Raw genomic sequence first — 26795 nt, 5'->3', positions numbered from 1 at the left:
GATGGAGTTTTCCCTACCCTGCCCTATTGACGATCCCAGAGGGCTTTATTTCGCGCCTGAAGGCAAATGCTAGGCGTATCTTCATCCTTGTCAGGCAATACGCTTTATCCTGTGATTGGGGGTATACAAGAGCCGGATGGGTAAACTAGTCCAAGGTTCAAATCCCCTTGGGGTCACCACGAAAAACCGCCCCTCAGCCAATAGCCGAGGAGCGGAATCCTTCAGATGAAATCCTGCATCAACCCATCTTTATTTAGTGGCCGCCTTAGCGAAGTTTCCAAGCGCTTTTTCAATTTTCGTAATGACCGTATTGCATTTATTGAGATTGTGACGATTCCTCAGGTATTTGGGATCATTATAGGATAACCAAACCTGGCCCATTTTATCTTTCCAGATTAGCGCTTTTTGAGGAAGATCGATTCCCACGCTTTGATTACACTGCATCAACGGAGTCCCTACTTTTGGATTCCCAAATATAACGAGCTCGGTCGGGCGCAGTTTTTTCCCTACTTTTTGTGCACCTTTTGCATGATTGACCCTCCCGAAAACGGTCATGCCCTTTTTCTTTAATATACTTTCGAGCCGATCTGCGGTCGTTTTTACATCGTGAGAACTTTTTACGCTAATTAATCCCTCATCCGCTGATGCCAATGAAGGAAATAAAAAAAGCGAGAAAAGAATTATCAATAACTGTCGCATATGCGCCCCTCCTTGATGAATCAGTGTTCATCGGTACATGAAATTTTTAACCAGGCAAAACCAGAGGATAAAATCAATATTCTCCAGATCGAATTTGCCAGAGCTGTATATATCACAATCCCGACACTGAAAACGACCCTTCCCCCTTCCCTGCATACTACTGGTAGGTATCTTTAAAAATTGGGCCTACCCAGCAAGCCGCAGACCTTTTTAGCTAGTGGATTTTTCCGTTTATTTTTTTATACAGGGTAATGGACCAATCCCCTTGGGGTCGCCTAAATCCCTCCGGAAAATCTCTTTTTATTAACGCGGGAATTGGGCCATCACATTGTCATTGGATGACTCACTCATCGCCTCCCCGCCATTTTCGTGGGATAATGCTTCTCTTTCGCTCCCTTAAATCTCTGGTGTCTATTTGTTCGATTTTCTTAACGCAAACGTAGCAGCGCTGATAGCGGCCTTTTTCATTGCCTCGGCCCGCACACTTTACCGAGGGGCTTTGAGCACTTTTAGCCCTGCAACAACCACACTATTTTCACTTCTCGTTACGGCCATTATCGCCTGGTGCTACTATTTTCTCACAGGCCGAGTGGAAAACTGGCCGCTAATGGGTGTTTTTTGGTTCGCGGTCGTAGGGTTTTCGAGTTCATTCGTCGCCCGCTACCTGAGTTTCATTTCAATCAACCTCGTCGGTCTGGCCAGGGGCTCCATCATCATCCAAACCAGCCTTATCTGGTCCGCGATGTTTGCCGTTTTTATTCTCGGAGAAGAATTCAGCTGGGAAGTGGGCGCCGGAACCCTTTTCATTATGATCGGCTCCATACTCTTAGTATCGGAAGGCAGCAAAGTGCAAAAATCCATTTCTCTTCACTACTACCTGGTTCCTGTCGCAGTGGCATTTTTCTTGGCGCTCTCTCACTTTTTCTTGAAATTAGGTTTTTTCTGGCTTCCTTCTGCCTCTGTGGGCATGGTCGTCTCCACCTCAACGGCGCTACTTCTCATGCTCCTCGTTCTTCCATTTACGAATGAGGGCATTCCTCGCTCCTTGAAGTTACGCCCGATTTTTATCGTTGTTCTGGGAGGAATTTCTAACGCCCTGGCTGCGGTGTTTTTTCTATCCGCTGTAAAAAATGGAAGACTCGTCGAGGTGATCCCGATAAATCGCATCTCGGTGATGATAATCATTTTTTTCTCGTGGGTATTTTTCCGTAATCAGGAGGCAATTTCGATACGAGTGGTAACTGGCGGCATTCTCTCGGTCTTGGGTGCCTGGTTGATTGTCTCTTAACGAGAGAAAGCCCGTGCCTAGGAGCGCATGGGTGTATGAGTGCCACATGTCGCACATATTCGCGCGGGGCGCATTAGACCACATAACTTATTGATATTTAACGTCTTATAATTTATGCGGGCCTACTCAAAAACAAGGAGCGCACATGTCACAAACACCCATGTCACAGACACCTATGTCACAGACATCTTCCTCCCAGACACTTATTAAGAACGCCACCATCATCTCGATGGACCCATCTCTAGGCGACCCAGCTGTCGGCGAGATAACGGGCGGGGACATTCTCATAGATGGCGCACTCATCGCCCAGGTCGGCAGCGAGCTCAGCGCCCCAGAGGCACAGGTAATCGATGCGCGCAACATGATCGCCATCCCGGGTCTCATCAACGCCCACCTCCACACCTGGGAGACAGCCCTTCGCGGCATCGGGGGCGATTGGGCGGGGCGCGAATATTTCCGCATCGTCCATGCGGGCCTTGCCCCGATTTACACCCCCGAGGACACCTACCTGGGCAACCTGGCCGGGGCGCTCTCACAACTCGACGCCGGCACGACCACCCTCTTCGACTGGTGCCACAACAACGCCACCCCCGCCCACTCGGATGCCGCCATCGACGCTCTTTTTGAGTCCGGCGTGCGCGCCCTTTTCGGGCACGGAACCGTCAAGCCCGATCCCAAGGAGGGCGAGCCCCACTATTCCACGATTCCCCATCCCGCCAGCGAGATAAAGCGACTTCGCACAGGTCGCCTCTCCAGCGATGATGCGCTCGTAACCCTCGCCATGGCGATCCTCGGGTCCGACTACGCCACCCTCGAAGTCGCCCTCCACGACTTTCGCCTGGCCCGCGAATGGGATCTCATCTCTAGTGCCCACATCTGGGGCGACGCCTCGCGCCTGGTGCCCGATGGTTACGCCATTTTAAAAAAAGAAGGCCTGCTCGGGCCCAAACACAATATCGTCCACGGCAACTACCTGGGCGATGATGAGCTAGCCCTCATCGTCGATTCGGGCGCCTCCGTCACAGCAACCCCGCCCGTCGAAATGCAAAAACACCCGGCCCAATCACTCTGCGGCCGGGTGCTGCGGTTAGGGGGCAAACCCTCCATTGGCGCCGATATTGAAATCTACGCCGCCGGCGACATGTTCCACACCATGCGCTTTGCGCTCCAGAGCCAGCGCATTTTCGACAACGTGGCCTTTGCCGCCTCGGGCACCGCCGCAAGCGCCAAGGAGGAGAAAACCATCCTCCCCGCCTTTGAGGCGCTCGCCTGGGCCACCATCAACAATGCCCGCGCCCTTGGCATGGAGAGCCGAATCGGCTCAATCACCCCCGGCAAGCAGGCCGACATTGTTTTATTGCGCACCGACAGCCTCAACATGATGCCCGTGAACGACCCTGTCCAGGCCGTTGTATTCCAGGCGGGACGCGAAAATGTGGATACGGTTTTTGTGGCAGGAAAAAAAATGAAGGAAAATGGAAAGCTCTTGCGAGCAGGGGAAGAACTATCGAGTTTAAAAGAGCGCCTCTCAGCCTCGGCCGAGAGATTGCTGAGCCATAAAAACGGCTAGGACGCCTTGTACTCCTCGGCTCTCATCACCTTTGGAGCCGGTTTCGAGTTCAATATCGATTCAATGCGTGTCACAACCTTGGGAAGACTAAAGGGTTTGAGGACAAAATCGGTAGCCCCCGATTCTATATATCCCCTGATAACATCTGCCGAGGATTTTGAACTCATCACCATGTATTTAACACTGAGGCCAAGGTGCCCACCCACCTGCTCAAGTATTTCCAACGCCGTTGTGTCCTGTAAATTCTCGTCAATTATGGCGAGATCAAAGATATCTTTTTGAATTAAATCGAGAATATGCTTTCCGTTCACCGACATGATCACATCGTGATCAAAACGCCTGAGCGCAGTGCCGAGCAAGTGGCGCAACGTTTCATCGTGGGCAGCTATCAAAATATTAGCCAAGTCCTTGACACCTCACGAAATGTTTAAAATAAAAAAATTAACGCTTCAAACCTGTGTATCTACGACTTGACCCGTTGCAGCCTCGGGAGGCGCCGAAAGGGCGGGGGCAGCTTCTGGCTCCGAGGCAGCCTCGGGCTCAATCTGCGTCGAAATATTTTCCTTGGTCGGCAGAGCAGGAGCCGTAGTGGGTATTGCTGTAACTTCAATCATAATTACCTCTAGTACCGTTAAATAAACTATTTGTATAATTTAAATAATTTCGAAATATATGTCAAGCTCTCCTTCATGCTAAATTTATCGTTTAATATCAATAACTTACAATTATTATTCGCACACCTTGAAGTTCCGATGCCCATAAAAGCGAAAACAGCCATTCCATTCCCTCCATTTTTAATCGGTAAGCGAGATAATATCTGAAGAAAAAAATAACCACCCCTGGTCGCCTACCAGAACCAAAACTCGACAATAGTTGGCAATCGCTCTGAATACGGCAAAAAAATTGTTCCGCAAGATTCGATACGGGGCTCCTAAAATTCAAGCTGCCGTTCAATCAGGGAATAGCGTTTTAAAAAAAATTAAAATACGGTGATTCTGGTGCGTTTTGCCACATGGCCTGAGGCGCTCCTTCATGTTAATGTTTCGAAGTTTTTGGCCGTTCCAATAACCAAGCCTACATTTCCATAGACGAATATTTTCATCCTCAGGAGTCATCGATTGAGATATATTCGACCTAACTTGCGTGGACGCCTCTCCAGGGCGGCACGTCTTTTGATTCCCATTTTTCTCGTGGTGATGCTGGCCATTGTTTCCTCATCTCCGGCTTTTGCCCAAGACAAAGAAGAACAATCAGAAGAAGAGACAATCGACCCTTTCGAGTCGTTCAACCGGACGATGTTTGATCTCAACATCATTCTCGATAAAGCCATCGGGCGCCCCTTGGCCGAGTTGTACCAAGCGATATTGCCTTTCGAGGCGCGCGATTCGATTCGAAACTTTATCCGCAATCTTTCCTCACCCGTCGTCCTGGCAAACGATTTACTTCAAGGTGAAGGCGAGCGTGCCAGCGATACGACAATGCGTTTTTTGATTAACTCCACCCTCGGGATCGGCGGCCTGTTCGACACCGCCTATGACATGGGGTTCAAATATCATAGCGAGGATTTTGGCCAGACACTTGCCGTCGCTGGCATTAAAGAGGGGCCCTATCTGGTGCTCCCCATTTTCGGGCCCTCGAACTTTCGCGATGCTGCGGGCAAGGCGGTTGATTCGTTCCTCGACCCCCTGACATATATCGCCGCCCACAACGACGCAGAGTTGTGGCTTTACGGAATGCGCGGGACCCAATTTGTGGACTTCAGGGCCCGCAACATCAAGACACTCGACGATTTGGAGCGAGATGCGTTTGATTATTACTCTCTCATCAGAAGCATCTACATCCAGCACCGCAATAGCGAAATCCTGAACGGCCGCGAGAAGGGCAAATAGCGGCTTCGGCCCGGCATCTATTCCATTTCCAGAGCGGCCAGCCTCGCCCTCGCCCACACCCGCTCAAACCCTCCGGGCAATTTATTTCATCTTCCGTCAAATCCGTAAAAGCGCGGGTGAACAGCCCCGCCCATATGCGGTAGAATCCCCCACCGGACATTCATGCACGAGGGAGCCCCCGCATGGCGAATAAAGAACACCTCGACATTCTGAAAAAGGGAGTGCCTGCCTGGAATAAATGGCGGGAGAATAATCAGAAGATTCAGCCCGACCTCAGCGAGACGAACCTCAGCGGGGCGGACCTCGGCGGGACGGACTTAAGCGGGACAAACCTCAACGGAGCGAACCTCAGCGAGGCAAAACTCTTCGGAGCGAACCTCGGCGTGACGGACCTCAGTGGAGCAAACCTCAACGGAGCGAACCTCATACTGGCGAACCTCATCAAGACATTCCTCAACGGGGCGGACCTCACTACGGCACTTCTAGGTGAAACTATTTTCTCCGATGTAGATTTAAGCGAGACCGATGGACTGGATGAATGTCAACATCTTGGCCCAAGTACGGTTGACCACCGTACCCTGATGAAATCCGGCGCATTGCCCCCGAAATTTTTACGGGGAGTCGGCCTGCCGGAGGATTACATTCAACTTCTCCCCTCCTTCCGAAACGAGCCCTTCCAGTTTTACTCCTGCTTCATCAGCTATTCCGAAAAAGACCGGTCTTTTGCGGAAAGTCTTTATGCGGACCTTCAGGCGAAGGGCGTTCGCTGCTGGTTCGCGCGGGAGGATTTGAAGATTGGCGATAAATTCCGGGACCGAATCGATGAGTCCATTCGGATTTATGACAAGCTTCTTTTGATTTTTTCAAAAGACTCGATTGCGAGTAATTGGGTGGAATCAGAAGTCGAAGCCGCTTTTGAGAAGGAGCGAAAACAGCCGGAGGATAAAAAAGAGACCGTTCTTTTTCCCATCCGACTAGACGGCGCGGTGAATGACACAGATGCGGGCTGGGCCGCTGACATCAGGCGCTCGCGCCACATCGGCGATTTCACCAACTGGAAAGACCACGACAGCTATCAAAAGAATTTCGAGCGCTTGATGCGGGATTTAAAAAGCGAGGGAGAGGAAAACCCCTGAGGAGCTACGATCAATAAACAAGCTCCGCCAGCCCCTCCCCTGAAAATATTACGCCGCTACGCGGCAAGACTTTGAGAAAGCGCCTTGGGAGTGGTACAAATCAGAAATCGGGCCGGGTCTTTGGCCTGACTCCAAAATATTGAATACTGTCTGAGCGCCCGAGCATGTCCTATGCGCCTGCATCAAAGCAGGCAGGATCAAATTCGCTCCATCATGGGGAATACAGAGCATGAGCATTCATCTTATCGAGCGCAAAAACCGGGTATCAGAGCTTCTTTTCGAGATTGAGGCGGTCCATTGCAACCTCGATGAGCCTTATATTTTCACCTCGGGCTGGGCCAGCCCGGTCTATGTGGATTGCCGGAAAATTATTTCCTCTCCCCGCCAGCGCCGCGAGATTATGCAAATCGCTGCCGAGGAAATTGACACGAACATCGGACGGGACGCCTTCGATACCATCGCGGGCGGGGAAACGGCAGGCATTCCTTTTGCCGCGTGGCTCTCGGACTACTATTACGAGCCGATGATCTATGTTCGAAAAGAAAAAAAGGGTTTTGGGCGCAAAAGCCAGATTGAAGGAGACCTTGAGGAGGGGCAAAAAGTGCTTCTCGTCGAGGATCTGGCCACGGACGGCAAAAGCAAGGTGAATTTCTGCAACGCCATCCGGGAGGCGGGGGCCATTGTGGACCACTGCATCGTCGTTTTTTTCTACGGTGTTTTTCCCACCGCCGAAAAAATTATATCCGATGCCCAGATCACGCTTCACGGCCTGGCCGACTGGCGATCTAATCTAGAGGTGGGCACCGCCAAAGGTTATTTCAACGCAGAGCAATCGGCTGAAATTAAGAAATTTCTCGACGAGCCCGAAGTCTGGTCAAAGGCGCACGGCGGCGTCTAGTTAAACCTTAGAGAAAATCCTTCACATCCACCGTTTTGCCGGTTCGCGATCAATCCTCCGGAGGCTTCCCCCGCTAGGGCATCTCGTCCTCGAGCTTGGCGGCCACGCCCTCGGCATAGGCGATAAGTTTCCCGGCGTCTGCGCCGGTGAGTTTCTTGCCGCGCTGGGCTTCGGCCTCGGCGATGAAGGCGCCCAGCATGCCCGCCGCCGCCTTGAGGTTGCCTTTCTCATAAGCCGCGCAGAGGTTTTTCGCCTTGGCCAGCAGGCTGTTCGCGATGCCGTGGGGAAGGTCCATCGATTCCAGTACGTCCGAGAGCCCGCACGCCGAGTACAGATTGCCGACCAGCGGAAGATGGTCCGTGTTCCCGACACGGAGGAAATAGGGTACATCGCAGAGCGCGTCGCCGTCGGCGTCGGTGCAGTTGTCCGAATAGCCGCTCCCGTCGGGCTTGGACCAAAGGTTGCCGCCAAGAAAGGGCCCGCCGGCGATGTTCGTTCCCGGGGTTTTGGGGACGCTCCACTGGTTGGCGTAATAAAAGTAGTTCTGCAGAATTCTGAAGTTCCGGGGATTGCGGAAGGCGTTGTTGTAGATGAGGTTGTCTTCCGCAGCGCCTTCTATTTGGATGCCCACGGGGTTGTCGGTCACGGTGTTGCCGGAGATCTCGTTGCCGATGCAACCGGTGGGTCTGGCGCAATACATGCGGATCCCGACCTCGCCGCTGTTCTCGATCGTGTTGTCTCGCACGGTGTTTTCGGCCGCGAAGGTCAGTCCTATCCCTAAACGGCTTCCCGAGATTGTATTGGCGGTGACCTGGTTGTCGATGCCGATGATTTCGCCGAATTCGGTGACAGCCTTGCCGGAGGAAATATAAATGGAGGTGCCGCTGTTGGAGACGAAGACATTCTCCGAGACCACATTGCGGGAGTTATGGTGCCAGAGCGAAACGCCAGACCCGGTCGATTCGAATCGGTTGCCGGAGACGACGTTGTCGTGGTTGCGCAGGAAGAAGCGGATGCCAACAAACGAATTGTTCACGAAGGTGTTTCCGGAGATGGTGAGGTCGTGGTTGCCTCGGCGGATTTCCGCCCCATAAATGTTGTTTTCAAGACGGTTGTTCGTGATTTGGATTTCCGAGGCGAAGTAGTTGACGTGAATGCCGAAAAAATAGTTCCGGATGGTCAGGTTCTTGATGGTCAGAAAATGCGCCCTGCCAACCCCGACGCCGGTGCCTGAACCGGGTCCCGTCATGACGTGGCCGTTTCCGTCGAGGGTGATGCCATTCCCTCGGAACGAAATGGAGGCCGAGGTGTCGGCGGTGAGGGTGCAGGTCAGGGTGGCGGGGTCCCAGTTGCCTATTTCGTGGCAATTTCCCCCTGCTAAATCAAGAGTGATGGTCTGGGCCGTGGCGGCGGGCGGGGCGAGGAAGAAAAGGCCTAGGGAAAGAATGATTCCAGCGAGCAGGTTGTTTTTTTTCAGCATAACGCCGCCTCCGATTTAAATAGCGAAAAAGTTGGTTTTTTTGCGGGGGAATCCCCTTGAATTATTAGGACTATTTAATCCTAAATATAGGCTGCCATTTTCCTTTTTTCAACTAAATTCCCATATGGCTCCATGGATAAAGGGTTCCAGCACTAGAAAACGCTACGGTTCTTCTTCAAAATCCCCGGAGAGCGCCCGAAGCGTGGACAAAATGGTCTCTCCAGCTATTAGACGGATAGCGGTTCATTTTCGCCCGCTCCCACATGTAAAATAAACAATTGTTAAAAAATACGCTGCGCCCTCACCCGGTTTTCCGGAATTTCCTGGTGAACATCGCCCCCCGATTCTAGCCGCGAGGAGACAAGAGGACAAAACCGCCCCCGGTCTCGCGCCGGTGGGCGTCATGTTGGACTCGGGAAAGAATTTCCTGTTTGTTTTTAAGAAGTCATCCTGAGCGGGAGGGAAGGATCCCGGTTCTGAATTCCCGGAAAACCGGGATACTTCGCTTCACTTCGCGGATCCTGCCCCGGGCGAAGCCGAAGGGCTCGGCATGACAGCCCGAAAAGTCCTTACCAGCTCATTGGCGGGAACTTACCCAGAAGCGTCCGTGCCCTTTATTCCCCGGCAGCCAGGCCGCGGCCGTCTAGAGAAAATCCTTCACATCAACGGTTTTGCCCGCGCGCGAGCTTTCTGCTGCGGCGTATACGACGGCAAGATCTTCATAGGCCACACGCCCATCCACCTCGGGATTGCGATCCTCGCGCACACAGGTGGCAAAATCCTCAAGCGCATCGCGGAACATATCGCCCTCCGGCATATCGAGAACGGTTTTCTCGCCCAGCGGTTCGCGGTCAATGTGGAGGCGAATGGGCTCGGGGGCCTTTGAGGGGTCGCGCCATTGCTGGCCCGTGATCCTAAAATGCGCCACGGCCTTTGTCCCGTGAACGTTCATGTGGAACGCCCAGGGGCAGGCCCATCCGCCGCCGGTGTAGGAGAGGATTCCATTTTCGTGCTCCATGATGATCATCGCAGAATCCTCGACATCTGCGGTGGCGTAGGTTCTCTTCATCTTTGCGGTGACGTTTTTAATCGGGCCATAGAGATAGCGGAAGGTATCGATATGGTGAATGGATAGCTGAATCGCAACGCCGGTCGGGTTGAGTTTGGCGTCAGAGCGCCACATATCGGGATTCAGCTCCAGGCCCCGCTCGGTGCAAAAGTTGCTCTCGCTCATTGAGATGTCGCCAATCTCGCCTGAATCGATCAATTCCTTGAGGCGGCGGGAAACGGCCAGGCGCCTTGCGCTGTGGCCAATCGCCAGACGGGTGCCAGCCTTCTCGACAGCCTCGACGATCTTCTTGGCATGCTCAAGATTATGCGCGATGGGTTTTTCGCAGTAGACGTGCTTGCCCGCCGCCGAGATCGCCTCGATATGCTCCATATGATTAAAATTCGGTGTGGTGACAATGACGGCCTCGACCTCATCGTCATTTAAAAGAGCCTCGAAACTCTCGGCCTCGCGCGTGCCATAGCGCTCCATGAAACTGGCTCTTTTCTCGGCGGTGCGGCTAAAGCAAGAGACCAGCTTGATATTGCCGCCGCGCAACGCGGCATCGGCCAACACATTTGCCCAGCGCCCCAGGCCCATTGAAGCGACTCGAACAGGTTCAAAAGACATTACGTACTCCTAAGAATAGTTTGATAGATCGTGTTTTGAAACTAATCGTCCGCCAAGAAAATCGGAAAACTTGAACCGGGGGCGATCAGGAATTCGAACCGGGGGCGAGGTTACCATTTGCCGAACACGAGGGAAACACGATGGCAGCACCAGAGAAGCGGAGGGAAGAGGGGCCAGGGCAAAGGGTGGGAGAGCAAGAAAATCCATCAAAATGACCCTGTCAAGTATTTGGCAGAGAATTTCCAGCAAAACCTAACCAGTTGAATTTGTGATAAGTCTCGCGACCTCATCCACTCAGGGCTGGCCCGCGTGCCGAAAGGCGCTTTCCCGCCTAGGGTTCTTTATCACCCGAATCTAGTGGCAAGGAGAAAATGAATTTACTTCCCCCTCCTTTTTCGCTCTCCACCCAAATGCGTCCGCCATGGAGATCAATAAGTTTCCTCGATAGGCTCAGACCGATGCCCAGCCCACCGGCCCGTCTACTGTAGCCGCTTTCGAGTTGTTGGAAACGCTCGAAAATATTTATTTGCTCCCTTGAGGAAATGCCCATACCTTGATCTTGAACACTTATCCACAATTCATCGCCCACCAATTGCGAGACAAGTCTGATGAGGCCGCCCTCGAGTGAGTACTTCACAGCGTTCGACAAAAGATTATTGAGAACCTGCTTGATGCGCACCAAATCGCACCAAATCGAGTCGCATCTGCTATCGTGCTCACACAAAAGCGTAAATTCCTCGGAGAGTTGAGGCTGCCAAGCATCTGATATTTCAGAGAATAGAGCGCTGATCGAGATATTCTCCCTATCGATTCGCACTTTACCCTCCTCGATTCGATCAAGATCTAAAATCCCCTCGATGAGACGTGTCAGATAAAGACCCGAATCCTTTATGTTGCCAGCGAGCATGCGCGCTTTCTCATCCCCGCCCTGGCTCAAGAGAATATCGCTGAACCCCACGACGGCGTTGAGCGGCGAGCGCAGTTCATGACTCATATTTGAGAGAAACTCACTTTTCGCCCTATTCGCCGCCTCCGCCTCGTTTTTCGCGCGCACCAACTCACCCTCGGCCCGCTTTTGCTCGGTCAGGTCTTTGTGAATACCGGCGTTAGCAATATTGGTGCCGTCCTCCCGTCGAACGGGAGAAAGCGTCATACTGACAGGAATGATTGAGCCGTCCTTATGAACTCTCTTGGTTTCAATCGTTGTGGATTTACCACCCACGAACATTTCGGCGTTGAGGCGAGTCGTTTCCTTTCTGGCATATTCAGGGATGATGATGTCCACCGAGCGGCCAAGCATTTCCTCACAATCGTACCCATATAACGTTGTCGCGCCCGAGTTCCAAAGGATGACTCTCCGCTCCTGGTCAACGATAATAATAGGGTCAGCTGAGTCTCCCACAACGCTTTCGAGAAATACCCGGCTCCGTTGCGCCTCCTCATGCAAGCGTGCATTTTCAATCGCAATAGCAGCCTGATCGGCGAGCGTCGTCGCCGTGCGAACCGCATCGCGGTCAAACTCGAATCCGGTTTCTTGTCGGATGTTCAGCGTGCCGATGATACGCTCCTCCAAACTGACCGGAACACACATCACCGCTCGCGATTCGTTTGCTAGACTTTCCGGGATAATGCCTTTGCGAAATTCAACGGTGTCCGGATCGTTGAGCAAGTCCGAGGTGGCGAACGCCTCCGCACCCTTGAACACCATTCCGGATATGGAACCCTCAATCGGAACAAGTTCCGCCAACCTCACCCCATCTAGTCTTTCCGTCGAGGCAACCAGTTTCATGTACTCACCCTCGCGCATTCGGAGCCTAGCGACCCCCCCGAACAGCTCGGCCGAAACTTCGACGACAGAATCCAGGACCTCGGAAAGTGCCAGCCCTCGCGTGAGACGCCGTGACATCTCAAGAAACGAGGTGAGCCGCTGGCCTCTTAACTTCGACTCATTCTGTAACATGGCGTTGCGAATGGCCGGCCCGAGATGGGAGGCAACTGCCATGAGCATTTCTTCATGCGCTGAGGTGAAGGCGCCTAGCTCAAGGCTACTAAGACTAATGTGAGCGATACAGATGCCATCCTGAATAATCGGGATATTCAACGATGACCTAAACCCGAATCCGGCCATCTCCTTGAACAACGGCACATCTTCATTGCGGATATCCTCTATGCGCAACGCCCGTTTAGGCTTGTATATTTCTCTGTGAACCCATTCAACGCTTTCATCACCAGAATTTTGGTAAGGCAATAGCACCATATCCGAGTCCACGTGGAGATAAACATGACGTTTTCCGTTATCCTCAATTCGGGCGATGATGCATCTATCGCAGGGCACCACGCGCCTGAATTCTTGAACAATTGTCCTAAAAATATCCTCGGGCTCTCTTTCAGAGCCCACAACTCGGGAAATTTCACCAGCGATTTCCAGTCGTTCTGTTCGTTCCTGCGATGTCCGGTAAAGAAATGCATTTCGAATTGCAGGCCCAAGACATTCTGCAATGTCTATAACAAGTTTCCGTTCCTCTTCACTGAACTGATTGACTTCCTTTCTGGTCAATCTTATATGCGCGATACAATTGCCATCCTGAAGAACCGGAACAATCAGAGCACTCCTATGCCCAGCCCTGGCATGTCGGCTCTTCACCCACCTAGATTGAAAAATATCGGGTACATATAACGGCAATCCGGTTTCATAAACTTCTTTCGACATAACCCCAGCCCGGATGTCTTCGTTTGAGGGCAAACCCATCGGCACATCGGTTTTTTCATAGTAATGATAATAAATTCCATCCGCCAAATTGAATTTCGCTATCACCAGGCGATCGCACGGAACCGCACGCTCAATTTCAACGGCGATATTTCGAAATATTTCGCTTGGTTCAAGAGATGATCCTGTGTTTTTGGCGATTTTCCCGAAAATTTCGAGTCGGCTCGCCCTGGCTTCAATGTCGGAGAGTAAAATTGATTTTTCTATGGCTATCGAGGCAAGTCCTCCAAATGCCTCTGCGATAAGCCTCTCATCAGAGCTGTAGTTGCGCTCTGACATATGGTGCAAAACAAGCGCCGCATACGACTCCCCCCTGACGATGAGCGGAATACCACAAACAATGCGGGGGGCAATCCGCGCCCAGACATCCGGCGCAAAAACCTTAGATTGATATAAAGGCAAGGAGAAAATTTCAATTTTTTTATTACGGAGAACATCTGCAACAAACGGTTCTTCATTCGTTTCTTTCAGGATATCGAGAAATTCCTGCGGGACTTTGTGAGAATAAAGAACTTCCCTTTTATAGGATCCATCGAGGCGTATTTTGATGACGAGTGAGCGCTCGGCTCCCAAAACTCGACAAGCCTCCTCACAAATAATTTTCAAAATTTTTGAAAGGTCTTTTTCTTGAAGAATTTTTTGGACGGTAGCGCTGATGGCAGAATATACGATTGCCGTTTCGGCAGAACGATGATCAGAGGTCGCATGAATAGGAGGTGTCCCAATAGACACCTCAGGCGGATTCATGATTATTCCCCTTCAATCGGGAATCAGCACTGAAATGTGGAGTCAATGAAATTACAATTAACATAAACCATTAAAAATTAACACTTTAATCATATTTCAAGATAGTACACGACAGAGGGAACGGCAAGTATTTTAATTTATAACACCCGAATGCACCGCTAGTAGGATATTCGGTATATTGCTCCTGCAAAATCGTCGGACACGAGCATCGCACCATCAGGCATAAGCTGTATATCAACGGGCCTCCCCCAGGCCTTCCCTTTCTTGAGCCAACCACTTGCAAAATTTTCATAACTTACAGGCCGTCCGTTATCGAGCCGAACGAGTCTGACTCGATACCCTATCGGCGTACTTCGATTCCACGAGCCGTGCTCGGCAATGAATATTTGTCCTCGATAGCGGGGAGGAAACATATCCCCCTTGTAGAAGCGCATTCCAAGGGAGGCAACATGAGGCCCCAGCTCGACGGCGGGCGGCGCAAATTTACGGCAATCCCTGCCTTGGCCCCATTTCGGATCTAAAATCGATTTTCCATGACAAAAGGGAAAACCGAAGTGCATCCCCTTCTTGGGGGCATGGTTCAATTCATCCGGCGGCAAATCATCTCCTAAACGATCCCGGCCATTATCGGTGAACCAGAGTTCATCTGTCTGGGGATGCCAATCAAATCCAACGGAATTGCGAATTCCCCGAGCGAATACTTCCCATGACTTCCCATTTAAAGAGAGTCTTAGTATCGAGGCATAGGGGGCAGGCGGCCCGCAGACATTACAGGGGGCGCCTACTGGAACATATAGGCGCCCGTCGGGACCAAATCTGATGAATTTCCAACCATGATGCACATCGCGGGGGAATCGATCATTGACGACAACGGGCGCAGGCAGATTATCAAGCCTATCCTCGATGCCGTCATACCTCAATATACGGTTAATTTCCGCCACATAAAGTGAACCGTTTCGAAAAGCCACGCCATTGGGGAAATTCATATTCTCGGCAAGGATCGTGACTTTATCCGCCTTGCCGTCGCGATTAAAATCCTGAACGGCATAAACTCTTCCGCCCCGGCGGGTGCCCACATAAAGCGTTCCGCGGGGACTCAAAGCCATTGACCTTGCGTTCGGCACGTTACGAGCGAAAACGGTGATGCGAAAACCGGGAGGAAGCTTAATATCTCCGAGTGGAAGTTGTTGACCTGCAGCCAACGAAGAGCAGGCGACTATGAGCGCAAAGAAAAAAACACCAAGGATAGAATATCTAGAAATCATGGACCCTACCTCCACGAAAAGCCACGATGAGAAAGTAGATTCAACGATGGGGAGGCGGTATTTAAATGCTGACCTGAAAATCTGGAATTTTCATATCATCGCCGTCATTTCCCGGCACGGCGCACAACTCCTCCAGCGTGGTTTCCGTTAATGTTTTATTGATGGCCTCCTCAAGTTTCAGCCAGAGTTGGCGGCTCCCGCTAACCGCTGGGTTCGTGAAATTCACGGTCCCATTGTCATCACAATCCACCGGCACAATATCCTCCTCGACGGCAGAAAGAAGATCTTTCATCGTGATTTGAGAGGTGGGCATCGCCAGGACATAACCGCCACCGGGACCCCTCGTACTTTTCACGAGATTCGCGCGGCGCATTTTGACGAAAAGCTGCTCAAGATAATGCTGGCTAATATTTTGGCGGTTGGCAATTTGAGGCAGGGGAATGGGATGTGTTTGCGAATGCCTCGCCAAATCAACCATGGCAATGACCGCGTAGCGGCCTTTCGTCGATATCTTCATTCATCCTATCCTTTCAATTCGCACGCCTAGAAGGGGCCTTTCATCGTCACCTAGCCCTCGGCGCTCTAATTGGTGAATACCGGCTCCGAGCCATGCACCAGCCCCTCTTCATCTCGATTGTCTCGAAATAATTTTCCACATGCAGGGCAAGAGGGATCATTTTTAAGTTTTGTGGCGCCAAATTTCCTTTTCCAAAAATCTGCGGTGGCCAGTTTCCCCGCCCAGGCCGGGGCAAAGCCCGCCAGGATGCGCACAGCCTCGCCCGCCTGCGCCATGCCGATGATGCCGGCAATGGCCCCGAACACGCCGGCCTCTGCACACGAGGGACCCTCGCGGCCACCCTCAAGGGCACCAAACACACACCTGTAACACGGTGTCTTCCCAGGAATAACCGTCATCAACTGCCCAAAAAACCGGAGAATGCCACCCGTGACAAGCGGTCGCCCCTCAAGCACACAGGCATCGTTCATACTCAATCTGGCCGCGAGATTATCACTCCCATCGAGAACGACGCCGTAGCCCCTAATGATCTCTGCGGCATTTTCATCGGACAATCGAACCGGGTATGTCCGAACCTCGACTTTGGGGGCCAGAGCCAAGAGGCGCTCTTTGCCGGAGGCCACCTTTGCCCGCCCTATATCCTCCGTGCGATGAAGTATCTGTCGTGCAAGGTTGGAGAGATCAACGGCATCGTCATCAACGATACCGATTCGCCCGACCCCGGAGGCCGCCAGCGCAAGAGCAGCGGGAGACCCAAGCCCCCCGGCCCCCAAAATCAGCGCCGAGGTGCCAGCAAGACCAGGAGAGAGGGGCACCTTCATTCCCCATCTACAACGAGTTCGCCTTCGAGGAAATCCTTTTCATCAGAAGACCACAGGAACACCTTGGCCCCTTTTACCTCCCCCCCCATAACGCTCATGACGATTTGCTCGGCATGCGGAAAAGAGGGGATATCTCCGAAGGGCACTGCGGCATCTTTGTCCTCTTGAGAAAAATAGGATTCCTCATCCGGGTGGCTGTGGAAAATTCCCCGAAGGACCTCCTGGCTGTCTTTGGCTTCTGTCAAAATGCGCTCGAATTCAAAGGGATCGATCAAGTAAGCCCGGCGAGCAGTTCGCGTGTAGGTTGCCGGGTCGCGCTCATGGTATTCATTTTGAACGTTGCGAAGGGGGAGCAAGCGCTTCTCCTCGCTGCCACCACTTCCGGATTCACCTACCGGGGGGCCGACAATGAGCCCGCAACATTCATCTGGATAAGCATCCCTCGCATGTTGGTGCATTACCTCTACCTGCTTTGATGACAAGTGCAACCTTTCTTCTCCTTAACGCATTTCACTGAGATACCGATCGCCGCTATCCGGAAAAATCGTCACAATCACGCCGCGGCCCACCTCCTGCGCCACCTTGCGAACACCCGCGAGAGCGGCTCCGGCCGAATGACCGACAAAAAGCCCTTCCTCATGCGTCAACTGCTCGGCCAAATCATAGCTCTCCTCGGTTGACGCCAAGATCAAGTGATCGTGAACCGAATCGTCGTAAATCTTAGGCCGAATCGCCGTGGGAATATGCTTCATACCCTCAAGTCCATGAAACGAATCCGAGGGCATGACCGCATGCACCACCACATCAGGTTTTCTTTTTTTTAGTCCTCGTCCGGTTCCAACCAGTGTTCCCGTTGTACCAAGACAGGCAACGAAATGATTGATGCGCCCTTGGGTCTGCTCGATGATCTCGGGTGCCGTCGTCTCCTCGTGCGCCCTCGGATTAGCTGGATTATCGTACTGACATGGAAGGAAGTAGGATTCCTTGTCATCCTCATAAATCTTGGCGGCCAGGCGCTGCGCGCCGTCCGAGCCCTCCAGCGCATCGGAGTAAACAATTTCCACGCCATAGGCCTTAAGAGTGCTCTTTCTCTCCTCGCTGGCGTTTTCCGGCAAAACGAGTTTCACCGGAATCCCGAGTGCCGCGCCTATCATGGCGTAGGCGATACCTGTGTTTCCGCTCGTGGAGTCGAGAAGAGTGATGCCGGGCCGCAAGAGACCGCGCTCAAGGCCGTCCCGGACCATCGAAAGGGCGGCCCTGTCTTTCACCGACCCTCCGGGGTTAAACCATTCAGCCTTTGCGTAGACCTCAACCTCGGGGAACTCTTTTTCGAAAATTCGAATCTTCAACAAGGGTGTGTTGCCGATTTGCTGCAGTATGGGCGAATCCTCGATTTTACGAATCGCCTGTGCGGTGATCTCCGTCATCTTGTTTCAATTTCCCTTTACCCCGGGGCAAGAAGAAGGCCATTCTTTAAAAAAAAACCTTCCCGAACACAAAACCCCACTCATCGCCGACCCTAAGCAAAATTGCCGTGCGACAGATCAAATCGGGCCAGCGTGGTCGACCCCACCGATTGCACCTCCTCCAGCAGTGTGCGCAGCGCCTCGAAAGCCAGCATCGAGCCCAGCACGCCCTCGGAAGGGGCCGCCGGAAGTAGCTCTTCAACCGCCTCGGGCGATGATGAATCAAAAATCAAATCGTCCTCATGGCCCGCCACGCCACCGGCCCAGCCGTTTCGGGCGCCTCGGATAACGGGCTTGGCGTGGGACTCAAAACCAGCCACCAGCTTATCCGCCTCGGATGAGCTTCCGAGGAGAATCAGCAAGTCATATTTTTTTGGCATATCGAACGACTCAAACAAAACATCTGGGTTCAGCGCGCCGATTGATGCCTCCGCTCCCGTTCCGTCATAAAGACCGGTTAAACCTTCTAGAGATCCTTCCGTGGATACTTCCTCTCCCCTCTTTGAAAGGGGACACCACCCTATTCGACCAACGCCTGCAGCCGTCAAATACACAGCAGCCACCGACGCTGCGCCCTCGCTCTCGACACCAAAAGCTACCGCAACCGAGGATGCCAGAAGACGCCCCTGCCCCTTTCCCCCTACCTGAGGAAGGAGGATATGACGGCTATAGCGCTCAATTTGAGCCTCGGTTAAAGGCAAAATTCGCTACCGACCTCCGGCAATGGCTGGAACGATAGAAAGTTCATCGCCCGCCTTCACCTCCGTATCCTCTCCCTGAAGGAAGCGGATATCTTCCTGGTTGACATAAATGTTCACAAACCGCCTCAGCTTTCCATCCTCGCCGTAGAGCCTCTCACGCAGCCCGGCGTACTGAGCATCCAGGTTGACAAGCACTTCCTTCACATCGTTGCCTTCGAGTTCCACCGCGTCCTGATTTTTGGTGAACTCCTGAAGTGGCGTGGGGATTCGTACCGTTACTGACATTTCTCGCTCTCCATACTGATGAAAGATCACAATTATCTGAAGTACTGCTCCAGACTGAAATAACGCTCCGCTCCATCGGGCAAAACAACAACAATATTCTCATCGGCAGACATCTCGGACGCCACACGGAGCGCCGCACAAACTGCGGCCCCGCTCGAAATGCCAGCCGCAATACCTTCCTTCCGGCTCAACGCCTTGGCCATGTCGTAGGCCTCCTGATCACCAATCGTCTCAATACGATCAATAATCTCGCGGTTAAGGACGTTGGGAATGAATCCGGCACCGATTCCCTGTATCTGGTGCGGTCCGGGCTCCCCGCCGCTTAGGATCGGAGAGGCTGAGGGCTCGACACCTACCACAAGAGTCTCGGGGCGCTTGGCCTTGAGCACCTCGCCCACGCCAGTTATCGTTCCGCCCGTGCCCACGCCAGCGACAAAAGCATCGACCGTATGCGCCCCCATGTCCCTGACAATTTCCCTTGCCGTTGTGCGCCGATGGATTTCGGGATTTGCCGGATTCTTAAACTGCTGGGGCATGAAGTATTCAGTATTTTCGGCGACAATCTCCTCGGCCTTTAGGACCGAGCCATACATACCTTGATCGCAATCCGTCAATATTACTTCCGCTCCATAGGAGGTCAGGAGGGCATGGCGCTCATGACTCATGCTCTCGCACAGAACAATCTTCACGCTATAGCCGCGCACAGCCCCCACCATGGCCAACCCGATCCCCGTGTTGCCGCTTGAGGGCTCAACGATGGTGCCGCCAGGCTTGAGGAGTCCCCGGTGTTCGGCATCGATCACCATGCTGAGCGCAATCCGATCTTTGACACTGCCGCCGGGATTGGATTGTTCGAGCTTCGCATAGACTCTCGCGCCCTTTTCATCGGGAAGATTGCAGAGGCGCACCAAGGGGGAGCCGCCAATATTTTCGAGAACATCGGGAAGCGCTCGAAGAACCTGAGAAGGTCTACCCCTTGTGCCAAGAGCCATCAAAACCTCGTCGTAGTAAAAGGCGAATATCTCGATCATTAACGATCAAAAAGAGACACTATAATTCCCAATCTATTTTGTCAAGATTTATCCTAAATACCAAGTTCCCATGGAAAATTGCCCGATCCTCCGCTCAACCTCCTCCTATAACTATTTCGCACATATTAAAAAAGGTGGTAGATTTGTCATGTTAAAGTGATACCCTTGAAAGCTATGGTTTTTTCTAGGAAATTCCAATTAAGTAATTGATTTTTAATTGTTAATCTCAACAATACGAGAAAGACGTTACCCACATGAATCACCAACCAAAGGTCCCTGTCGCCCTGTCGATTGCCGGCTCAGACTCAGGCGGGGGGGCCGGCATACAGGCAGATCTTAAAACATTCTCGGCCTTCGGCGTTTTTGGAACGACCGTCATAACTGCCCTCACCTCCCAGAATACTCGGGGGGTCCATTCGACACACCCCGTCCCCCCCGATTTCATCGCCAGCCAGTTCGATTCGGTTTGCACTGATTTCCCGGTAGCCGCCACAAAGGTGGGAATGCTCGCCACCTCGGAGGTCATCGAGGTTGTCGCGAAAAAAGTGGCGGAACACAATCTCACACATCTCGTCCTCGATCCCGTCATGGTGTCGAAAAGCGGGGCACGCCTTCTCGCCGCTGGCGCCGTGGGCGCTATGGTCGATCTTCTTTTCCCGCTTGCCGAAATCATCACCCCCAACACGGAGGAGGCAAGTGATATTCTGGGAATTGATCCCATCACGAACCTTGACGAGATGAAGAATGCCGCCCACCTGCTTTTCAAACTCGGTGCCAAGAGCGTCCTCCTGAAGGGGGGGCATATCACGAAGGGGGCCATCGATGTTTTTTTCGAAGGGGGCGAGCCCATTATTTTCGAGGGCCGCCACATCGACACGCCCAATACGCACGGGACCGGATGTACGCTTTCCTCCGCCATCGCCGCAGGCCTTGCCGGAGGCGAAACAATACGAGAGGCCGTCAAGGGCGCAAAAGAATTCATTCAAGGGGCCATCGAAAACGCGCTTCCGCTTGGGAGCGGTCATGGCCCCCTCAATCACATGTACCGCAATTATCCGGAGAAACTTTCATGAGCGAAAAACCCTACCGCATCAGGCGTGACGAGGCGGCCTCAGGCGATCTTCCCGTTCCAGGCGGCAGAAGCACTTTCCGCATCCTGCTCGATGAGGAAAGCGTGGGCGCCAAGGAATTTGCGCTTCTCGTCAACGAGTTCGACCCCGGCCTCACCTCCAAGGCGCACAAACATGACAATGAAGAACACGGGTTCTACATCATGAGCGGGACGGGCGTCATACGTATCGAGGAGGAGCGGCTTGAAGTATCAGAGGGAGATGCCGTTTTCGTGCCGCCCGGAAAAATGCACGAAATTAGCAGCACCGGAGATGCACCATTGAAGTATATTGTCATCTACTCGCCGCCCGGGCCCAATGTTGCTCTGCGCGAGAAGGGGGCATACGGGCTCGCAGGCGAATAATCGTCCAGCGAACATCAAACTACAAAGAGGTGCTTCAGATGAGCGATAAGAACACCTACATACTGGATGTTGGAGACGGCGGCCGCATTCGGCTGCCCAAAGGGGTGATGGAAGCCCTGGATGTTGTGCCCGGCAATCAATTGAAAATTGAGATTCGCGGAGATTTCATTACGCTGGCGCGCCATCTGGTAAAAGACCCATTCGCCGAGGCCGCCAAGAGGAAAACACCGGGCTTAGGCGAGTTGATGGCGCAACAAGAATCGCGCAAAAAAGAGGCGGCGGCTGAGTTTGAAAAGCGCATCAAGGAAAAACACGAAATTCGGCCCGAGGACAAGGAAGATTTTTGGCGCTAGGCGATTCGATTTACTGCTCCGCTAGCTCACCCCACCTTCTCCGGGCGGGGCTCGCCGACGGACGAGTCGCCTTTCGTCTCCCTAAAGGGAGAATCCTTCCTCAAGCCGAACTTTGGCTGCCTTTCGAAGAATGTCGAGACGACGCGAGAAGAGCAAATTTCGCCTCTGCCCAATCAGTTTTTTCCGAAGAGTATTCTGCTGCTCTCCCAGCTTCGACATATCCACTGTGGATGTTTCGGAGACACGCACCAGAGAAATGGCTCCGCCCGAGCGAATCCGGGCGAACTCACCTTTTTTCAACTTAAACAAACCCTCCACGGCGCCTGCATTCTGTAAAATCGAAGCCGGGGCGCTTCCGCGGGAGAACGCTTTGGAACTGGATACCTTCACGTTCAATTCCTTACCCAAATCATCAAAATTCCGTGTTCCCTTCTTCAACTCATCGAGCCAAACCCCAGATTTCTTATCGGCCGACTGAGCGCTCCTCTCGTTCATCACCCGCTGGCGGACCTGCTCTTTCACATCTTTAAAAGCGGCTTCCTCCGAGGGCTTCACATCAATCAGATGAACGAACATCATGCCCTTGTTTCCGGTTTTCTCAGAGGACAATCCACCTTTTTTCGACAAAGGAGAAATCAGGCTCAAGAATACATCGCCCTCGGGAACCGAGGCCGGCGCACTCTTCAATTCAAAATAACCAGTCTCCCCTTTTCGGAGACCCGCTGGCGGCGTACCTGGCTTTTTATCCTCAAAATTATATCGAACCAATCGCAACTTTTCCTTGGCATCCACCCGAGCCCTCTTGTCGCTTAGCGAAGCTTCAACCTTGGCGCGAACCTTGTCAAAAGAAAGTGTGGCGGCCTCTAGCCGTTTACCCACCCTTATCAAATGAACGCCGAAGGAGGTCTGTATCGGCTCGCTCACCTCCCCCTCTTTTAGGGAAAACACCACCTTCTCAATCTCTGGAAGCATTTGCCCGCGCTCAAAGGTACCCAACTCCCCACCTTTTGATGCAGCAGGTCCCTCGGAGTTCGCCTTGGCTAGATCGGCAAAACTCTCTCCTTCTACAATTTTCTTAAGGACATCCAAAAGCTTACTCTTGGCTTTATCGAACACTTCTTTTTTCTCGTCAGGGGCAACCTTGATGATGATTTGACTGACCGCCGCCGATTCTTTTTGTTTGTATCGTGACAAGGTTTGCCCGTAGTGGGTTTTCAACTCCTCATCTTTGAATGAGTAGTCCTTGGATACCGCCTCATACGGGAGATACCACCATTGCGCCTTGCGTCTCTCCCCTAATCGAAAAGCCTTCTTGTTTTTCTCGTAGTACGCCTTGATTTCCTCTGGCTTAATAAAAATATCGGCGGTCAAAAGCTCCGGCCTCACCGGGAGAATATCCACCCGAATCTTTTCGTTTTCCCAACGATAGGCCGCGTCAATTTCATTATTATTTATTGACGCCCCGAGCCCGATATACTGCCTGAGGCGTGAGGTCGCCAGCGTCCGGCGCTGCAGTTCTTCATAGCGCCTGGGTTTCAGACGATTTTGATCAAGCACCCCCTTGTAGCGAGCCTGATCGAACTGCCCACCGACCTGAAAAGCCGGGGTCTCCTGAATACGAAAAGCGACTTCGCCGTCAGATATCTCGATTCCAAGCCGTTTGGCTTCCTCAAGTTGAAGCTTTTCTTGAACAAGTTGATTAAAAGTGACGCGCCGCAGATTTAACTGCCTCTCAAGCTCGGGCGTGAATGCTGCGCCCAATTGCCTACGCATGGATTCGGACTGTTGAAAATAGCGGCTCTCAAACTCCCTGATGGTGATGGGTGTCTCATTAACCCAAGCCGCCACCCGGCCACCAGAGACAACCTGATTCTGATTCATGGAGAATCCGCCCCAGGTCACGAACGTAAGCGCTACAAACCCCAAGAGCCCCTTCAGAAGCCAGGAATTTCCTTTTTCTCGTAGAAATCGAAGCATTAAAACTTATCTCCCTTACTTCCTTGGCGCATGAAAACACCCTTGGCGCATGGAATTACGATATATAGCAACGCGGCAAAATGGAGTTTGAGGATATCTCAGCCCACAGAGCGCCGCAATGGGTAAATGAAATCAAATTCTCAATGGCCCATTATTATGAAAATACTTTACGGACATCTTGCAAGTATCCGATAAGCCAAATTTCAAAAATCCCCTAACTGTTGGTTATTGCTTGATTTCTATGAACTTGAGTGTTACATATGTTACTCGTTTTCACACAGCACTACCCGTCCGCCCAACGGGATCTCACCTAATATGGTTTTCAAATCGATTTTAGGTCTCTTCTCAAACGACTTGGCAATTGATCTTGGAACGGCAAATACCCTCGTTTACGTGAAAGGCAAGGGGATTGTCCTCCGGGAGCCATCCGTCGTCACTGTACACAGAGAGAGCAAACAGATACTCGCGGTGGGCAATGAGGCCAAGGCAATGCTCGGGCGCACGCCCGGGAACATCGTAGCCATTCGGCCCATGAAGGATGGCGTAATCGCCAATTTTGATATCACCGAGGCGATGCTTCGCTATTTCATCCAGAAAGTTCACAACAGAAAAACCCTTGTTCGACCAAGGATGGTGATCTGCGTTCCCACTGGTATTACACAGGTGGAGAAACGTGCGGTGCGCGACAGCGCCGAGAACGCTGGCGCCCGCGAGGTCTACCTGATCGAAGAGCCAATGGCGGCAGCCATCGGCGTGGGGCTTCCCATCGAGGAGCCCGGTGGCAGCATGATAGTGGACATCGGAGGCGGCACAACCGAGGTGGCCGTAATTTCACTGGCGGGCATCGTTTACGCCCAGTCCGTGCGTGTCGGCGGCGACGAGATGGACGAGGCGATCATCAGCTACATAAAACGCAATTACAATCTTCTCATCGGCGAGCGTACGGCCGAGGAAATTAAGATGTCTATCGGTTCCGCCTATCAGGTCGGCGAGAGAAAAACCATCGAAATCAAGGGGCGCGATCTTGTCGCCGCCATTCCGAAAACAATCGTTGTCAGCGACGAGGAAATCCGCGATTCGTTATCGGAGCCGATAAACGCAATCGTCGAGGCCGTTCGAAGCGCACTTGAGAGCACGCCGCCCGAACTGGCCGCCGATATTGTGGATCGTGGGATTGTCCTCGCCGGAGGCGGAAGCCTTCTTCGAGGTCTCGACATACTCCTTCGAGATGAAACAGGCTTGCCGGTAACGGTGGCCGAAGATCCGCTCTCGGCCGTCGTTATAGGCACTGGACAGGTGCTCGATGAGCTGGATCTTCTCGGCAAGCTCGCCGTCTAGAATATTCTTTTCCCAGAACGTCATCTTTTTGGTACGCCTGCACTCGGAACGTGGGTAAATGCTTCAAATCCTCCAAGAAAGACGAAACGCCACCCTTCTGACCGCTCTTTTCCTTATATGCTTTACGCTGATGTCCCTCAGCGCCCGTTGGCGCGGGGGCACCACCGTATTCGATGAAATGGCCTTGAGCCTAACCGGCCCTCTCATCGAGGCGGCGGCGGCGCCAAAAAGATGGACAGGCAACATCTGGAGCAGCTATGTCGCCCTTCGCGGACTCAGCAAAGAAAATAAACGGCTTGTAAACGAGGTGGCAGCGCTTCGGGGGGCATCCGTCAAAGCGCAGGAGCTTCAATCCCAGGTAGAGCGCCTTGAGGGCTTTTTGAGGGTCGCCAAATCGGCGAAAGGCGAAATACTTCTTGCCCGAATCGTTGGTCGCAATCAGAGCCCTTTCGGAAGAACACTCATCATCGACCAGGGAAAGACAAACGGCATCCTCCGCAACATGGCGGTGATCCACCAAAATGGAATTGTCGGTCGTGTCTTCCGCGCCGGGCACTCGGTAAGCCAGATTTTATTGATTACCGACACCAGAAGCTCGGTGGACATTTTAGTGCAGCGCTCCCGCGCCCAGGGCGTATTCTCCAGCTCATCTGAAAAACAGGGGGAGGTGCGCTACATGCCGGCGGACGCCGATGTGAAGAACAACGATCTACTCGTATCCTCCGGGTTCGGCGGAATCTTTCCCAAAGGGCTGCCTGTCGCGCGGGTAGTGGCCACCTCCATAAATGGCAAGCGCTTATTCAAGAACATTCTGGCGACGCCCTCGGTGGACTTCAACAAGCTTGAGGAGGTCATGGTCATGCTGGTCCCCCCGAAGGAGAGCCCCTGGAGATGACGATTATCTTCTTCCTGTTCGCTGGCGTCGGGGCCATCGTTTTCCAGACCACGCTTTCAGAATATTTTTTCGTCTGGACCTCGGCCCGCCCGGACGCCATGCTTCTCGTCACCCTCTACATAGCCATGCGGCGGGGAAATGAAGGCGGGCTGCTCACGGGCTTTGCCATGGGACTCCTCCAGGACATCCTCGCGGGTGGTCTTCTGGGGGCCAACTCCCTGTCCAAGGGGCTCTTGGGCTATTCAACCGGCGGGCTGGTGCGGGACATCGCGGGGCGCAACTGGTTTTTCATGATGACGCTGGGCTTTTTCACAACCGCGTTCGACGTCGTCCTGTGGGCCCTGCTATCGCTGATGTTCCAACCGGACATAGGGATATCCGCCGACTATTGGTATGCCTCCCTAAAAACTATTTTTCTCAACGCCATACTGGCCCCGGTCTTCATACACTTGCTGAGCGGCATCGAGGACAAGATCATTCCTCAATCCATCGGCGTTCCGTATCCCAATCGCTCCTGAGG

General features: G+C 52.7%; 26 protein-coding genes. 11 read left to right on the top strand and 15 right to left on the bottom strand.

What is annotated here, in order from left to right; all coding sequences use genetic code 11:
• Positions 1-249: 249 nt before the first annotated feature.
• A complete protein-coding gene (locus tag HOJ95_01345) occupies positions 250-699 on the bottom strand; it encodes a DUF302 domain-containing protein (protein ID MBT6393326.1) in 450 nt (149 codons plus the stop codon).
• A gap of 415 nt (positions 700-1114) precedes the next feature.
• On the opposite strand from HOJ95_01345, the gene HOJ95_01340 reads away from it, so the two are divergent.
• Together HOJ95_01340 and HOJ95_01335 are read left to right on the top strand one after the other, a co-directional pair.
• Positions 1115-1987 carry a DMT family transporter gene (locus tag HOJ95_01340; protein ID MBT6393325.1) on the top strand — a complete coding sequence of 291 codons (873 nt, stop codon included), beginning with the start codon at positions 1115-1117 and terminating at the stop codon, positions 1985-1987.
• Between the two features lie 175 nt (positions 1988-2162).
• Positions 2163-3557: an amidohydrolase family protein gene (locus HOJ95_01335; GenBank protein MBT6393324.1), complete on the top strand. Its 1395-nt coding sequence runs from the start codon at positions 2163-2165 to the stop codon at positions 3555-3557.
• On the opposite strand, the gene HOJ95_01330 is transcribed toward HOJ95_01335, so the two are convergent.
• Positions 3554-3961, bottom strand: coding sequence for a response regulator (locus HOJ95_01330; GenBank protein ID MBT6393323.1), 408 nt, complete (start codon positions 3959-3961; stop codon positions 3554-3556). The genes HOJ95_01335 and HOJ95_01330 overlap by 4 nt on opposite strands.
• 45 nt (positions 3962-4006) lie before the next feature.
• Positions 4007-4171: a hypothetical protein gene (locus HOJ95_01325; protein MBT6393322.1), complete on the bottom strand. Its 165-nt coding sequence runs from the start codon at positions 4169-4171 to the stop codon at positions 4007-4009.
• A gap of 504 nt (positions 4172-4675) precedes the next feature.
• Here HOJ95_01325 and HOJ95_01320 point away from each other — a divergent pair.
• The 3 genes from HOJ95_01320 (at position 4676) to HOJ95_01310 (ending at position 7480) form a co-directional block, all read left to right on the top strand.
• On the top strand, positions 4676-5446 hold the full coding sequence (locus tag HOJ95_01320; protein ID MBT6393321.1) for a VacJ family lipoprotein: 771 nt from the start codon (positions 4676-4678) through the stop codon (positions 5444-5446).
• Positions 5447-5628: 182 nt separating this feature from the next.
• Positions 5629-6582 (top strand): toll/interleukin-1 receptor domain-containing protein, encoded by a 954-nt coding sequence (locus tag HOJ95_01315; protein ID MBT6393320.1) that lies wholly within the window; start codon positions 5629-5631, stop codon positions 6580-6582.
• A gap of 229 nt (positions 6583-6811) precedes the next feature.
• On the top strand, positions 6812-7480 hold the full coding sequence (locus HOJ95_01310) for an orotate phosphoribosyltransferase (GenBank protein MBT6393319.1): 669 nt from the start codon (positions 6812-6814) through the stop codon (positions 7478-7480).
• A gap of 73 nt (positions 7481-7553) precedes the next feature.
• Here the strand turns inward: HOJ95_01310 and HOJ95_01305 are convergent, their stop codons facing one another.
• The 11 genes from HOJ95_01305 to cysK all read right to left on the bottom strand — a co-directional run bounded on the left by HOJ95_01305 (position 7554) and on the right by cysK (position 20199).
• Positions 7554-8960: a DUF1565 domain-containing protein gene (locus HOJ95_01305; GenBank protein ID MBT6393318.1), complete on the bottom strand. Its 1407-nt coding sequence runs from the start codon at positions 8958-8960 to the stop codon at positions 7554-7556.
• A 643-nt stretch (positions 8961-9603) separates the two neighbouring features.
• The gene (locus HOJ95_01300) at positions 9604-10638 is read right to left on the bottom strand and encodes a Gfo/Idh/MocA family oxidoreductase (protein ID MBT6393317.1); all 1035 of its coding nucleotides are present in this window, start codon (positions 10636-10638) and stop codon (positions 9604-9606) included.
• Positions 10639-10969: 331 nt separating this feature from the next.
• The gene (locus HOJ95_01295; GenBank protein ID MBT6393316.1) at positions 10970-14152 is read right to left on the bottom strand and encodes a GAF domain-containing protein; all 3183 of its coding nucleotides are present in this window, start codon (positions 14150-14152) and stop codon (positions 10970-10972) included.
• A 158-nt stretch (positions 14153-14310) separates the two neighbouring features.
• Positions 14311-15417: a sorbosone dehydrogenase family protein gene (locus tag HOJ95_01290; protein MBT6393315.1), complete on the bottom strand. Its 1107-nt coding sequence runs from the start codon at positions 15415-15417 to the stop codon at positions 14311-14313.
• 61 nt (positions 15418-15478) lie between these two features.
• A complete protein-coding gene (locus HOJ95_01285; protein ID MBT6393314.1) occupies positions 15479-15934 on the bottom strand; it encodes an Rrf2 family transcriptional regulator in 456 nt (151 codons plus the stop codon).
• Between the two features lie 65 nt (positions 15935-15999).
• Positions 16000-16749, bottom strand: a complete 750-nt coding sequence (locus HOJ95_01280) for a HesA/MoeB/ThiF family protein (GenBank protein MBT6393313.1) — start codon at positions 16747-16749, stop codon at positions 16000-16002.
• Positions 16750-16751: 2 nt separating this feature from the next.
• Positions 16752-17243 carry a hypothetical protein gene (locus HOJ95_01275; GenBank protein ID MBT6393312.1) on the bottom strand — a complete coding sequence of 164 codons (492 nt, stop codon included), beginning with the start codon at positions 17241-17243 and terminating at the stop codon, positions 16752-16754.
• 12 nt (positions 17244-17255) lie between these two features.
• Complete coding sequence (locus tag HOJ95_01270) at positions 17256-18182, bottom strand: cysteine synthase family protein (GenBank protein ID MBT6393311.1); 927 nt, start codon at positions 18180-18182, stop codon at positions 17256-17258.
• Positions 18183-18274: 92 nt separating this feature from the next.
• On the bottom strand, positions 18275-18922 hold the full coding sequence (locus HOJ95_01265; GenBank protein ID MBT6393310.1) for a hypothetical protein: 648 nt from the start codon (positions 18920-18922) through the stop codon (positions 18275-18277).
• A 6-nt stretch (positions 18923-18928) separates the two neighbouring features.
• On the bottom strand, positions 18929-19207 hold the full coding sequence (locus tag HOJ95_01260; protein ID MBT6393309.1) for a MoaD/ThiS family protein: 279 nt from the start codon (positions 19205-19207) through the stop codon (positions 18929-18931).
• Positions 19208-19239: 32 nt separating this feature from the next.
• Positions 19240-20199 carry a cysteine synthase A gene (cysK, locus tag HOJ95_01255; protein MBT6393308.1) on the bottom strand — a complete coding sequence of 320 codons (960 nt, stop codon included), beginning with the start codon at positions 20197-20199 and terminating at the stop codon, positions 19240-19242.
• A gap of 293 nt (positions 20200-20492) precedes the next feature.
• Between cysK and thiD the strand changes: the two genes are divergently transcribed.
• Genes thiD through HOJ95_01240 form a run of 3 tightly spaced genes read left to right on the top strand, consistent with a single transcriptional unit; the run spans position 20493 to position 22065 of the window.
• Positions 20493-21311 (top strand): bifunctional hydroxymethylpyrimidine kinase/phosphomethylpyrimidine kinase, encoded by an 819-nt coding sequence (gene thiD / locus HOJ95_01250; GenBank protein ID MBT6393307.1) that lies wholly within the window; start codon positions 20493-20495, stop codon positions 21309-21311.
• Entirely contained in the window at positions 21308-21712 is a 405-nt protein-coding gene (locus HOJ95_01245; protein ID MBT6393306.1) for a cupin domain-containing protein, read from the top strand. Before thiD ends, HOJ95_01245 begins: the two co-directional genes overlap by 4 nt.
• Before the next feature lie 38 nt (positions 21713-21750).
• Positions 21751-22065, top strand: a complete 315-nt coding sequence (locus tag HOJ95_01240; GenBank protein ID MBT6393305.1) for an AbrB/MazE/SpoVT family DNA-binding domain-containing protein — start codon at positions 21751-21753, stop codon at positions 22063-22065.
• Between the two features lie 81 nt (positions 22066-22146).
• Here the strand turns inward: HOJ95_01240 and HOJ95_01235 are convergent, their stop codons facing one another.
• The gene (locus tag HOJ95_01235; protein ID MBT6393304.1) at positions 22147-24042 is read right to left on the bottom strand and encodes a hypothetical protein; all 1896 of its coding nucleotides are present in this window, start codon (positions 24040-24042) and stop codon (positions 22147-22149) included.
• Positions 24043-24357: 315 nt separating this feature from the next.
• On the opposite strand from HOJ95_01235, the gene HOJ95_01230 reads away from it, so the two are divergent.
• Genes HOJ95_01230 through mreD form a run of 3 tightly spaced genes read left to right on the top strand, consistent with a single transcriptional unit; the run spans position 24358 to position 26793 of the window.
• Entirely contained in the window at positions 24358-25380 is a 1023-nt protein-coding gene (locus HOJ95_01230) for a rod shape-determining protein (protein ID MBT6393303.1), read from the top strand.
• Positions 25381-25438: 58 nt separating this feature from the next.
• A complete protein-coding gene (gene mreC / locus HOJ95_01225; GenBank protein ID MBT6393302.1) occupies positions 25439-26275 on the top strand; it encodes a rod shape-determining protein MreC in 837 nt (278 codons plus the stop codon).
• Positions 26272-26793: a rod shape-determining protein MreD gene (mreD, locus tag HOJ95_01220; GenBank protein MBT6393301.1), complete on the top strand. Its 522-nt coding sequence runs from the start codon at positions 26272-26274 to the stop codon at positions 26791-26793. Before mreC ends, mreD begins: the two co-directional genes overlap by 4 nt.
• The last annotated feature ends 2 nt before the right edge of the window (positions 26794-26795 follow it).

Source organism: Nitrospinaceae bacterium, assembly GCA_018669005.1.
GTDB lineage: Bacteria > UBA8248 > UBA8248 > UBA8248 > UBA8248 > UBA8248.
Note: the sequence above shows the minus strand (reverse complement) of the source record. Positions and strands in the feature narration are given on the sequence as shown.